This is a genomic window from Stenotrophomonas sp. SY1 (genome assembly GCF_021202945.1).
Lineage (GTDB): Bacteria > Pseudomonadota > Gammaproteobacteria > Xanthomonadales > Xanthomonadaceae > Stenotrophomonas.
This window is the reverse complement of record NZ_JAJOYR010000003.1, coordinates 123,984-136,015: the sequence shown is the minus strand read 5'-3', so window position 1 is coordinate 136,015 and position 12,032 is coordinate 123,984. Positions and strand designations below refer to the sequence as shown.

The 12,032-nt window shown below is 64.3% G+C and carries 10 protein-coding genes; 4 read left to right on the top strand and 6 right to left on the bottom strand.

From position 1 onward, the window contains the following. Nucleotides 1–182 precede the first annotated feature (182 nt). On the bottom strand, nucleotides 183–1,232 hold the full coding sequence (locus tag LR961_RS17700; protein WP_232151293.1) for an NAD(P)-dependent alcohol dehydrogenase: 1,050 nt from the start codon (nucleotides 1,230–1,232) through the stop codon (nucleotides 183–185). Between the two features lie 116 nt (nucleotides 1,233–1,348). After that, nucleotides 1,349–2,380, bottom strand: a complete 1,032-nt coding sequence (locus LR961_RS17695) for an NAD(P)-dependent alcohol dehydrogenase (RefSeq protein ID WP_232151292.1) — start codon at nucleotides 2,378–2,380, stop codon at nucleotides 1,349–1,351. Nucleotides 2,381–2,788: 408 nt separating this feature from the next. On the opposite strand from LR961_RS17695, the gene LR961_RS17690 reads away from it, so the two are divergent. The 4 genes from LR961_RS17690 (at nucleotide 2,789) to LR961_RS17675 (ending at nucleotide 9,184) form a co-directional block, all read left to right on the top strand. Continuing rightward, entirely contained in the window at nucleotides 2,789–3,910 is a 1,122-nt protein-coding gene (locus LR961_RS17690) for a hypothetical protein (RefSeq protein WP_232151291.1), read from the top strand. A gap of 148 nt (nucleotides 3,911–4,058) precedes the next feature. After that, the gene (locus LR961_RS17685; RefSeq protein ID WP_232151439.1) at nucleotides 4,059–4,763 is read left to right on the top strand and encodes an AraC family transcriptional regulator; all 705 of its coding nucleotides are present in this window, start codon (nucleotides 4,059–4,061) and stop codon (nucleotides 4,761–4,763) included. A gap of 564 nt (nucleotides 4,764–5,327) precedes the next feature. Beyond that, entirely contained in the window at nucleotides 5,328–8,348 is a 3,021-nt protein-coding gene (locus LR961_RS17680; protein WP_232151290.1) for a TonB-dependent receptor, read from the top strand. Between the two features lie 263 nt (nucleotides 8,349–8,611). Next, nucleotides 8,612–9,184, top strand: a complete 573-nt coding sequence (locus tag LR961_RS17675) for an Ax21 family protein (RefSeq protein ID WP_232151289.1) — start codon at nucleotides 8,612–8,614, stop codon at nucleotides 9,182–9,184. Between the two features lie 247 nt (nucleotides 9,185–9,431). On the opposite strand, the gene LR961_RS17670 is transcribed toward LR961_RS17675, so the two are convergent. The 4 genes from LR961_RS17670 to LR961_RS17655 form a co-directional block, all read right to left on the bottom strand. After that, a complete protein-coding gene (locus tag LR961_RS17670) occupies nucleotides 9,432–10,463 on the bottom strand; it encodes an NAD(P)H-dependent glycerol-3-phosphate dehydrogenase (RefSeq protein ID WP_232151288.1) in 1,032 nt (343 codons plus the stop codon). A gap of 20 nt (nucleotides 10,464–10,483) precedes the next feature. Continuing rightward, complete coding sequence (secB, locus tag LR961_RS17665; protein ID WP_232151287.1) at nucleotides 10,484–10,999, bottom strand: protein-export chaperone SecB; 516 nt, start codon at nucleotides 10,997–10,999, stop codon at nucleotides 10,484–10,486. A gap of 102 nt (nucleotides 11,000–11,101) precedes the next feature. Then, nucleotides 11,102–11,539 carry a rhodanese-like domain-containing protein gene (locus LR961_RS17660; protein WP_232151286.1) on the bottom strand — a complete coding sequence of 146 codons (438 nt, stop codon included), beginning with the start codon at nucleotides 11,537–11,539 and terminating at the stop codon, nucleotides 11,102–11,104. A 58-nt stretch (nucleotides 11,540–11,597) separates the two neighbouring features. After that, nucleotides 11,598–12,026 carry a hypothetical protein gene (locus LR961_RS17655; RefSeq protein WP_232151285.1) on the bottom strand — a complete coding sequence of 143 codons (429 nt, stop codon included), beginning with the start codon at nucleotides 12,024–12,026 and terminating at the stop codon, nucleotides 11,598–11,600. Nucleotides 12,027–12,032: the final 6 nt, after the last annotated feature.

Here is a 12,032-nt window from a genome sequence, read left to right as displayed (position 1 = left end):
CCGCGAAGCTGATGATCGCTCCGCGCCAAGCCGTCTTCGCAACTTCGGATCACCGGATTGCGGACTCGATGGGCTGGTGAAATTTCGCCAGCTTCGAGGCTGAAGCCGCTCCTACGGCCGCTCCTGTGGCCGCACCGCCGCTGCCCGGGCATTTCCCGGACAGCAGCGCGTAGAGCCGTCAATCACCCGGCCAGCGTGGTGTTGTCGATGACGAAGCGGTACTTCACATCGCCCTTGAGCATGCGCTCGTAGGCCTCGTTGATCTGCTCGGCACGGACCAGTTCGATATCGGCCACCACGCCATGCTTGGCGCAGAAATCCAGCATTTCCTGGGTTTCGGGAATGCCGCCGATCAACGAGCCGGCCAGCGAGCGACGCTTCATGATCAGGTTGAACACGTTGGGCGAAGGATGCGGCGTGGCCGGCGCACCCACCAGCACCATCGTGCCGTCGCGCTTGAGCAGCGCCAGGAATGCATCCAGGTCATGCGGCGCGGCCACCGTATTGACGATCAGGTCGATGCTCTTGGCGTGGGCCGCCATCTGCTTGCGATCACGCGACACCACCACTTCGTCGGCGCCCAGCGCCAACGCCGCTTCACGCTTGGATTCGGAGGTGGTGAAGGCCACCACATGCGCGCCCAGCGCATGGGCCAGCTTCACGCCCATGTGGCCCAGCCCGCCGATGCCGACCACGCCCACCTTCTTGCCGGGGCCGGCGTTCCAATGACGCAGCGGCGACCAGGTGGTGACACCGGCGCACAGCAGCGGTGCCACGGCGGCCAGCTGATCGGCGCTGTGGCGCACCCGCAGCACATAACGCTCATGCACCACGATCTGTTCGGCGTAACCGCCCAGTGTATGCCCCGGCGCATCGGCGGTCGGGCTGTTGTAGGTGCCGATCATGCCGTCGCAGTAGTTCTCCTGCCCGGCATCGCATTCCTCGCAGTGCTGGCAGCTGTCCACGATGCAGCCCACGCCAACCAGGTCGCCAGCGCTGAACGCGGTCACCGCCGAACCCACTGCCGACACCTTGCCGACGATCTCGTGGCCGGGCACGCACGGGAACAGCGTGCCTGCCCATTCCGCACGGACCTGGTGCAGGTCCGAGTGGCAGATGCCGCAATAGGCGATGTCGATCTGTACATCGTGCGCGCCGGGTGCACGGCGCGTGATCTGCAATGGAACCAACGGCTGATCGCCGGCGTGAGCACCGTAAGCGTGAATGGTCATGGGATTTCCTTGGGTGGGGGCTTCATTTTCGTCAAGTAGCGACGGCTGGCAACAGCGTTGGCGGCATGGTGAAGACGCCGTCGCAGGAGCGGTCTCCTGCAACAGCGGCGTGATTGTCAGGGCACCAGCACCGCGCGTCCGTTGATCTTTCCTTCGCGCAGCCGTTGATAGACCTCCACCGCCTGGTCGAGCTTGAACACTTCGGTGTGCGCACGGATGCGGCCGGATGCGGCCAGGGCAATCACCTCCATCAGCTCGGTGCGCGAACCCCAATAGGGAATGGTGACCTGGCATCCATACGGCGGCCTGTTTGCCGCGTACTGCACGGTGCCACCGCCCAGGCCAACCACGGTCAACCGGCTGTTGCGCCCGACCACGCCCGCGCACAGATCCACCGTGGGCTGCGCGCCGACGAAGTCCAGCGCCACGGTGATGCCACGTGCGCCGGCGATGGCGCTGATGGCTTCGGCAGCGGCCTGGCCATCGCGCGTGTTGATCGTATGCCGCGCACCCAGCTGCTTGGCATGTGCAAGCTTCTCGTCATCGATGTCGGCGGCGATCACCGTGGCCGGCGTGAGCGCCTGCAGGATCTGCAACGCCATATGCCCCAGGCCGCCGATGCCAACGACCAGCACCGTGGCATCCGGGGTCAGCAGCGGCAGTGCGGCCTTGATCGCGTGATACGGCGTCAACGCGGCATCGGACAACGGTGCGGCCTGCACCGGGTCCAGCCCGTGCAGCGGCACCAGCAGACGCGGCGAGGGAACGATCATGTATTCGGCCATGCCACCGTCCGAGCCCAGGCCACCGCCGAAGGTGGGAATCGAGGCATGGTTCTCGCAGTAGTTCTCCGCCGAGCTCTGGCAGGTGCGGCAACGCCCGCAGCCCCATGGCCCGTAGACCGCGACCGGATCGCCTTCCTTCCAGCCATCAACACCGCCGCCCACGCCCGCGATCCAACCGGCGTTCTCATGGCCGAGCGTGAACGGGCCTTTCATGCCCATGTCCTCGTCCAGCACATGCAGGTCCGAATGGCAGACGCCGGCACCGGCGATCTTCAGCAACACCTGGCCCGGTCCGGGTGTTGGCGTGGCCAGTTCGACGATCTCCGGCGGACGGCCTGTTTCCACAAAGCGCACGGCTTTCATACATGTTCCTCGGCATGGGCAATTGCATTGCGAAGCGGGGCAACCCCGGATGCACGCCGTTGCACATTCAGTGTCGGGTGCAGCCATTTCGCAGCTCCGCTGCACTCTAGTTTGCGTGGCCGCGTGGCGCGTTAAGTACGGGTGACAGCGGCACGTGTGCGATCTGTATTTATCGCTCAAGGCTTGGATCTGACGCGCATTGCACAGCGTCCAGGCGCTAGGTGAATCCAGCGCACCGATGCGCACCAATCACGGCGCGAACACAGCACCGACGTAGCATTACCTGACAAGCCCGCACCCGCGATCCACTCCGTCCTGCGCGCCATTGGCGATGGCCTCATGTGCCACCGCCAGAAACACCCGCGTGCGTACGCTCATGCAAACGACAACGCAACCCAGGAGCATCAGATGCTGTATCTCGACATCCCCACACGGCTTGAGTTCGCGTCGCTGGCAACAGCAAGGGCCGATGCCTGTGTTTCGATCTACCTCAGGACAACCCCGCTTACCCAGGAAGCGCCCGCCTCGCGGATCGAACTGGGCAATCTGGCGCGCCAGGCGCAAGACCAGCTTGAACAGGCCGGTTTCGACAAGCGGCGTCTTGCCCTGATTGTCGAGGCGCTGGACGATCTGATCGATGACGATACGTTCTGGCGCTTCCAGGCCAACAGCCTTGCCATCTTCGTCACCGCCGACAGCATCCGCACTTACCGTCTGGCCAACGCGTTGACGTCGCAGGTGCATGTGTCCGACCGCTTCCATCTCAAGCCCCTGTTCCGCGCGGTTACCTTCCCGCACTCGGCCTTCATCCTGGCGCTTTCGGAAAACGCAGTCCGCCTGGTGGAAATGCATGCCGACCTGCCACCGGCAACCATCAAGGTGCCCGGGTTGCCCAGGGACGCGGCATCGGCGGTGGGCAAGTCAACGCTCAACGACCGTACCTACAGTGGCCGCATCCATGGCTCGGAAGGCCAGAACGTGCGCTTTGATCAGTATGTGCGCCAGGTCGACGCCGCCCTTCGCCCGATTCTTGCCGGCCGCGAAACGCCGCTGGTGTTGGCCGCCACCGGTCGCCTGGCATCGGTGTTCCGGCGCCTGAACTCCTATCCGCATCTGCTGCCTGTTGAAATCAGCGACAGCCCCGACCGCCTGACCGACGTTGAACTTGCACAGCGCGCGCGGCCGGCGCTGGATGACGCCTACGCCCGCCAGCTTGCCGACATCGGCCAGTTGTTCCAGCGTCGCGCCAACGAGGGCCGGGTCACCACCGACATTGCCGGTGCCGCACGCGCGGCAACCTTCGGCGCGGTGCAGACGATCCTGATCGACATCGATTCCACCACGCCGGGCTTTGTTGACGATGAAACCGGCGCGGTGGAATTTGTCAGCAACGACGACGCCCACGCCTATGGCATCGTCGATGAGATCGCCTCGCGCGCCTTCGCCAGCGGCGCGCAGGTTCTGGCCGTACGTCGCCAGGACATCCCCGGCAACGGCGAATTGGCCGCGATACTGCGCTACCCGGCCTGAGCGCCGCACGCGGCGCTGTGGTGGCTCGACAGCATGCGGGCGCTGATGGAAACTCAGCGCCCGCCCTGCGTGAGTTTGTTGCTCCCGGCACGGCGTCCATCGCGGCTGTTGCATCGGCCGCCACACCGCATCCGCCGGGAGAGGCCCCATCATCATCAACCTGTCACCGAAGGAGCTGGTGCGGCTGTTTGATCAACTCCCCGATGTGGTGTTCTTCATCAAGGACACCGACTGCTGCTACACGCATGTGAACCAGACGTTGATCCAGCGCCTGGGCGTGAAGCAGCGCGAGGACATCATCGGCAAGAGCGTGTTGCAGGTGTATCCGCCCGGGCTGGCCAGCAAGTACATCATGCAGGACCGCCGCGTGCTGTGCGGCGAGGTGATCGAGAACCTGCTGGAAATCCAGCTGTACTCCAATCGTTTGACCGGCTGGTGCCTGACCTACAAGCAGCCGCTGATCCAGGATGGCGAGGTGGTCGGCGTGATCGGCCTCTCACGCGATCTCGGCCAACCCGACAGCCAGCACTCCTCGTTCGGCCGCCTGCAGGAAGTGATCGACCACATGCAGGCGCATTTCAACGAGCCGCTGCGGATCAACCTGCTGGCCGACAAGGCCGGTGTCTCGGTGGCGCAGCTCGAACGCCTGTTCAAGCGCGTGTTCCAGATCACCCCGCAGCAGCTGTTGACCAAGCTGCGCATGGAAGCGGCGATGCGCGCCTTGCACACCGAGGCGGGCATCGCCGAGATCAGCCATACCTGCGGCTTTTCCGACCAGAGCGGATTCGCCCGCCAGTTCAAGAGCACCGTCGGCATCACCCCGCGCGCCTATCGCGCACTCGTGCAGCGCTGAAGCGCATCGACCGGTCACTGCGAAGTGCCGGCAGTTTCCACTTCCAATGCACCCCAACCGCGCCGCGACAGCACCCGCGCGGCAGCCCCTACCGGCCGCCTGCAAATGTCCGGATTATGCTGATTCACGCATTCCAGGCCGCAAAACCGGCAGAAAGATACATATCTGCGCACGAAGGTATGTAACAGCTGAAACCTTCATTTGTGCCAATTCCAGCGGATTAAGGCGGGTTACGACCAATCGACTGCATCAATCGATGAAACTGATTATGCAAACTTCCGCATCCATGTTTCAGAATGATGTCAAGACCGGCATGGGCGCTTGATCCAATGATGTGCGCGCCGGGTAACGGCAACGTCAGGTGCAACCGTCGGGGGAAGAACGACGGCGTTGCTCACGCGCCGACGATGCCAGCAACGCACCCGGCGTAGCCGCCAAGGCATCCCGTGGCAATGCATCCGCATGCGTGACATTCGACCCCAGCGGCCGGATGCGGGCGGGCTTGCGCTACCGAAACCACGCGACCGCCACTCCAGACACTGTTTCGAGTTCGAGGAATTGCTCATGACCCAAGCAGACAGGACATCCCTCCGCCGCCCCGGCACGTTGGCCCTGGCCATCACCCTGGCATTGCTCTCCACCGCCAGCGCTCATGCACAGGACCGGCAAGACGGCAAGGTTGAAACCACCGCCGCGAGCAGTGCCGAGGCCGAGGCCAAGGACCTGGACACGGTCATCGTCACCGGCTCGCGCATCCGCCGCGAAGCAGGCTTCGACGGCCCGGCCCCGGTCACCTCGATCAGCGCCGAAACCATCCGCAGCTCCGGCCATACCCAGATCGCCGACCTGATGAACCAGCTGCCGTCCTTCGCGGTCAGCCAGAGCGACCAGACCAGCAACAACCCGGACGTGGGCAACGTCGGCATCAACGCGCTGGACCTGCGCGGCATGGGCGTGCAGCGCACCTTGACCATGGTTGACGGGCGCCGCCAGGTGCCATCGATTCCCGGCACCTCGGGCGTGGACGTGAGCATGCTGCCGGCCAGCCTGATCGAACGCGTGGAAGTGATGACCGGCGGCGCATCGGCGCTGTACGGCGCCGACGCGGTCAACGGCGTGGTCAATTTCATCCTCAAGCGGGATTTCGAAGGGTTGAACGCCAACGTGCGTTACAGCAACTCCAGCCGCGGCGACATGCCCAACTTCAACGGCGATGTGTTGTTCGGCAGGAACTTCGCCGACAACCGCGGCAACTTCACCCTGTACGGCTTCTGGGAGAAGGACGACGGCGACGTTTCCGGCCAGGACCGTCCGTGGACGGCCAACGGTACGCCGCTGTACGAACGCCCCGGCACTGGCAGCAAGTACGTCATCACCGAAGGCAACCGCAATTTCTACGATGCGCCCAATGCCAACATCGTGATGGGCAACTGTGGTCCCAGCAACCAGATCGATTGTCTGTACACCTTCGATGCCAATGGCAACCTGCGTCGCCCCACGCTCGGCCCCGGCGGCCTGGTCAACTACGACACCAGCCGTTTGACCAACGGTGACGCGCTGCTGCAACAGGGCCGTACCAACGGCGGCGAGTACGGTGGCCGCTACGACAACTGGTACCTGTCGGTGCCGTCCGATCGCCAATCCGTACGCAGCACGCTGAACTTCGACTTCAACGAATCACTGCGTTTCTTCGGCAGCCTCAGCTACTCGCAGAGCCAGTCGCGCAGCGTGGGCCGTGCACTGGCTGCCTATGGTTCCGGCGGCAGCGAAAGCGTTCCTTTCGACAGCCCGTTCATCACCCAGGAAATGATCGACGCCAACGGCGGCCCGTTCACCGAGAACATCAGCTTCGCGCGTCATTTCGACAACGACGTGGGCCTGATCAGCACCGAGTACAAGCGCAAGCTGCTGCAGGTCGTCGGCGGCCTGGAAGGTGATTTCAGCCTGTTCGGCCGCGCCTGGAACTACTCCGGTTACCTGTCCTACGGCCGCAGCAACGAGCGTGTGCGTTCGCGCAATGCCGCTTCCTACGATCGCCTGATCGAAGGCCTCAACTCGACCACCGACAGCGCCGGCAATGCCGTCTGCAACGGCTCGTGGGTGTGGAACGGCAGCGCCTACGATTGGGCTGCGCCCAGCGCCGGCTGCGTGGCGATCAATCCGTTCAAGCAGCTGACCCCGGGAATGGTCGATTGGCTGACCTACGACACCGACTGGTCGGACACCACCATGACCCAGAAGGTCGCCTCGGCCTACGCTTCCGGTGGGCTGTTCGACCTGCCCGCCGGCGAAGTGCAGCTGGTGGTCGGCGCCGAGTACCGCAAGGAGAGCAGCGACATCGGCGTCACTCCGCAGTTCAACCCGGATGACCCGCGCTACGACCCGACGCTGGGCGTCACCGAGACGCCGCTGGTGGGCCAGTACAGCGTCAAGGAAATCTTCGGCGAACTGCACATCCCACTGCTGGCCGATCTGCCCGGCGCGCAGCATCTTGCGCTGGATCTGGCTGGACGCGTATCCGACTACAACCTGGCCGGCCGCACCGCCACCAGCAAGATCGGCCTGGAATGGACGCCGATCGAGGACATCACCCTGCGCGGCACCTGGGGCAAGGCGATCCGCGCGCCGAACATCGCCGAGATGTATACCGCCGACAGCGTGTCCGGGCTGTGGGTCTACGACCCCTGCAATGATTATTCCGTGGAGAACCGCACCGATCGCACGCAGTACACCGCAGCCAACTGCGCGGCCATCGCACCGTCCGATACCACCACCTACTGGCAGTGGCGCGACATCGTTTCCTCCGGCAACACCGGACTGAAGCCGGAGACGGCCAAGACCACCACCTGGGGCGTGGTGCTGCGCCCGCGCTTCGTCAACAACCTGAGCGTGTCGGCCGACTACTACCGCATCGATCTGCGCGGCGTGATCGCCGAGCTGGACCCGCAGGCCATCCTCAACCGCTGCGTTGACCAGGCTTCGCTGGACAACCCGTTCTGCGACATGGTCACCCGCAACAACACCGGTGATCTGGTGGAAGTGGCGGTGCAGCAGCTGAACCTGTCGCAGAGCATCGCCCGCGGCGTGGACATCAATGCCAGCTGGTTCCAGATGCTGCCCAACGGCAATCGCGTCTCCATCGACCTGAGCTACGGCCGCATCCTGCAGCGCACCGATGTTGCCGATCCGACCAACCCCAGTGACGCCTGGGACTATGTGGGCCTGTTCGGCACCCCGAAGTGGAAGGGCGCCACCCGCTTTGGCTGGTCCAACGAAAGCAGCCAGGTGTCCTGGAACCTGCGCCACGTCTCCAGGATGCGGGCCGGCGAGACCTACACCGAGGAAAACACCCAGCGCCCATGGGCCGGCAACACGTTCTACAGCGACGTGTACTTCAGCCACAAGATCACGCCCAAGCTCAGCGTCTACGCCGGCCTGAACAACGTTTTCGACCGTTCACCGCCGCGCATCCCGGGTGGCGAAGCGGGCGGTGCCAACTTCAACCAGGCCATCGCCGGCTACCAGGCCGGCCTGTACGACGTGATCGGCCGCACCTATTACGGCGGCCTGCGCCTGTCGCTGTAACCGCAAGCAGGAAACAAACCGGCCCGGCGCCGATGTGCAGCAACACGCACATCGGCACCGGGCCGTTTCGTTTGCGGGAAATCCGTACTCCATCCCGGCCCAACAGTGCAGGAAAAGTTCCTTCCGGGCGCCCCTAATTTATGTACTGGTCAGTTTGGTATTCAGTGTCAGTTCCACTGGCTAACGGATAATTCACAACTGTCGAACGGCAACGAAATCCCGCCGCTCGCTACCAAAACCAATAAAGACAGGTGCTCCTGAACATGAAGACTTCCTTGATCGCTCTGGGCCTGATGGCCGCCCTGCCGTTTGCCGCCTCTGCAGCCGATGGTTTGTCCTACAACTACGTGGAAGGCGGTTATGTGAACACCGATACCCAGGGCGGCGATGCCGACGGCTGGGCGCTGAAGGGCTCGGTGGCCGTGCACCCGAACTTCCACATCTTTGGTGAGTACAACGCCCAGGAAACCGACAAGGGCAAGGTTGACGTTGACCAGTGGCGCCTGGGTGTTGGCTACAACTACACCGTGGCCCCGAACACCGACCTGCTGGCCCGCGCCGCATACCAGAAGTTCGACCCGGACTACGGCCTGACCTTCAATGGCTACAGCGCTGAAGTCGGCGTACGCACCGCCTTCACCCCGAACTTCGAGGCCTATGCCCTGGCCGGTTACGAGGACTACAGCAAGAAGCACGGCGTGAACCCGGACGGCGAGTTCTACGGCCGCGTCGGCGCCACCGGCAAGTTCAACGCGAACTGGGGCCTGACCGGCGAAGTGAAGCTGGCCAAGGCTGGCGACAAGGAATGGTTCGTCGGCCCGCGCTTCACCTGGTAAGCGATAGCAGCACAGTGTTGTAAAGGCGTGTGATCTCTCTCCCACGCGCCCTGGAAGCCCGGTCTCCCCCAGACCGGGCTTCTTTTTTGGGCAAAACCCATCCGTAGTGCCGAGCCATGCCCGGCACGGGCCCGCACGGTGAACACCTCGCCGGTAAAGCCCGAGCGGAGCATGGCTCCGCTCCACCGGATCCCCAAGCAACAAGAAACCCGGCATTGCCGGGTTTCTTGTTGGCGATCTGCGCCGATTACTTGAACAGTGTGTCCGGATACTCCGGCTTCTGCTCGCGGGCCAGCAGCTGCTGCAGGCCATCGGCTGGACTCAACTCACCATGCAGCACCGATTGCACCGCCTTGGAAATCGGCAGATCAATGCCGTGACGCTCAGCCTGGCGCATGACTTCATCGGCGGTCTGCACCGATTCCACCACCTGGCCGATTTCCTTCACCGCATCCTGAAGGGTCTGCCCACGCCCCAGCGCCAGACCCAGGCGGCGGTTGCGCGACAGGTCACCGGTGCTGGTCAGCACCAGATCGCCCAAGCCAGCCAGGCCCATCAGGGTTTCCGGCTTGCCGCCAATGGCCGCAGCCAGGCGCAGCATTTCGTTCAATCCGCGGGTGATCAGGCCGGCACGGGCGTTCAGGCCCAACTGCATGCCATCGGCCACGCCGGTCGCAACCGCCAGCACGTTCTTCATCGCCCCGCCCAGCTCGGCACCGACCATGTCGTCACCGGTGTAGGCGCGGAACGCCGGGCCGTGCATCGCGTCGGCCACCTGCTGGGCGAAGGCCTCGTCATCACCGTGAACGGTGATGGCGGTGGGCAGCCCCAGGGTCACTTCCTTGGCGAAGGACGGGCCGGTCACAACCGCCAGCGGCACGTCCGCGCCCAGCACTTCACGTGCCACTTCATGCAGGAAACGGCCCGAACCGGGTTCAAAACCCTTGGTCGCCCAGGCCACGCCGGCCCCGGCCGGCCGCAGCGGCGCCAGCGCGCGCACGGTTTCGGCAAAGGCATGCGACGGCACCACCACCAGGATCCAGCTGGCACCGGCGACGGTCGCCGCCAGGTCGGTGCTGGCACGCAGGGTTTCGGGCAGGGCAATCCCCGGCAGGTACCGGGGATTCTCGTGGCGCTGGTCGATCGCCTCGATTACCGCCGCATCACGCCCCCACAGCACGGTCTGATGACCGTGCCGGGCCAGCAGGGTGGCCAGCGCGGTGCCCCAGGAGCCCGCGCCAAGGACGGCGATCTTGATTGCGTCAGTCGTCGTACTCATGCGATCTGGCAAGCCGCCAATCAGGCGTTGCCAGCCGGCTCGGAGTCGGCCAGCGAAGCGCCGTCGCCCTGTGCCTGGCGCTGACGCAGCGTCTCGGCGTACAGGCCTTCGAAGTTGATCGGCTGCAGGTAGAACGGCGGGAAGCCACCGGCCTGGATCAGGTCGCTGATCATGGTGCGCACGTACGGGAACAGGATGTTCGGGCACTGGGTGCCCAGCAGCACGTCGATCGCCTGCGGGTCCAGGCCGATCAGGCCGAACACGCCCGCCTGTTCCACTTCGGCCACATAGGCGGTCTTGTCACCGGCCTTGCAGGTCAGGGTCACGCCCAGCACCACTTCAAAGGCGGTATCGGACAGGCGCTGCACCTTCTGGTTCAGGTTCAGCTGCAGGTCCGGCTGCACGTTCTCGTTGAAGATGTTCGGCGAGTTCGGGGATTCGAAAGAAACGTCCTTGACGTAGATCTTCTCGATGGTGAAAGCCGGGCCGTTGGTGTTTTCGGCCGGGGCTACGCCGTTGGTGTTCTCTTCGGACATTTCTCAAGACTCCAGAACAGTTCGTTCAATGATTGGGATTGTTGCCTGACCAGCGATGGGGGCGGTCGGCGCCCTGCACAAGGGCTTAACGCAAATTAACTGTCAGCCGCGGCCCTTGACCAACGGCAGGTCCGCCGCCTGCCACGCCGGCAGACCACCATCGAGCACGTATACCTGCTCGAAACCGGCCTTCTTCAGCGTCTTGGCCGCCGTGGCCGAGGCATTGCCGGTACGGCACAGCAGCACCACCGGCGATTGCTTGGCCGAGGCCAGCAGCTTGTGGGCGGGGGTCAACTGCGCCGGCTGCACGTTGCGGCTGCCGACCACATGGCCCTTCTCGAAGTCGCTGGCGGCCGACAGATCGATCACCACGGCATTGCCGGCGTTGATCATGTGGGTCAGCTCGCCCGGCTTGAGCGATTTGTAACCGCGGAACAGACGCGCGATCTCGGTGGCGATGATGGCCACGGTCAGGCCGACCAGGGCCAGCGACAGCATCGGATTTCGGCCGGCGAAGGCCAGCAACTCTTCGTAATTCACTCAGGTCACGGGTCGATAAGCGGGCGGCGATTGTCGCATATGCCGGCAACAGGGCGCCTTACTGGCCCTGCCACAGGTCCGGCAGGCCACCGGCCTGCCACCAGCGCTTGGCTTCGGCATCCCAGCGCCAGCGCTCATTCACCATCGCCGTACGTTCGGCCAGGGTGTTGCGGTTGATCACGCTGATCTCCATCCGACGCTCGATGCTGCCATCGGCGCCAGCATTGCTGGAGCGCTCTCGGTAGGCCGACACCTGCACCTGGCGGTAACGCTCGCGTTGCAGCTCGGTGATCGGCTTGAGTTCCAGGTACTGCGGGTCGAGGAAGCGCTCGGCGGCCTCGAAATCATTCCAGCGCACCGCCGCCATATAGGCTTCCTGGGTGGCGGGCAGCTTGCTCCGCTGGCTGCGGCTGGGCCCCTCGGCCTGCGCCACGCCGGCAACCAGCAACAACATGGCCGTAGCCACCTGCAACAAACGCTTGTACATGAAGTT

Coding starts and splice junctions, on each gene's coding strand:
- LR961_RS17680 (WP_232151290.1), top strand. CDS start 5,328: ATGACCCAAGCAGACAGGACATCCCTCCGCCGCCCCGGCACGTTGGCC.
- LR961_RS17690 (WP_232151291.1), top strand. CDS start 2,789: ATGCTGTATCTCGACATCCCCACACGGCTTGAGTTCGCGTCGCTGGCA.
- LR961_RS17655 (WP_232151285.1), bottom strand. CDS start 12,026: ATGTACAAGCGTTTGTTGCAGGTGGCTACGGCCATGTTGTTGCTGGTT.
- LR961_RS17670 (WP_232151288.1), bottom strand. CDS start 10,463: ATGAGTACGACGACTGACGCAATCAAGATCGCCGTCCTTGGCGCGGGC.
- LR961_RS17700 (WP_232151293.1), bottom strand. CDS start 1,232: ATGACCATTCACGCTTACGGTGCTCACGCCGGCGATCAGCCGTTGGTT.
- secB (WP_232151287.1), bottom strand. CDS start 10,999: ATGTCCGAAGAGAACACCAACGGCGTAGCCCCGGCCGAAAACACCAAC.
- LR961_RS17695 (WP_232151292.1), bottom strand. CDS start 2,380: ATGAAAGCCGTGCGCTTTGTGGAAACAGGCCGTCCGCCGGAGATCGTC.
- LR961_RS17675 (WP_232151289.1), top strand. CDS start 8,612: ATGAAGACTTCCTTGATCGCTCTGGGCCTGATGGCCGCCCTGCCGTTT.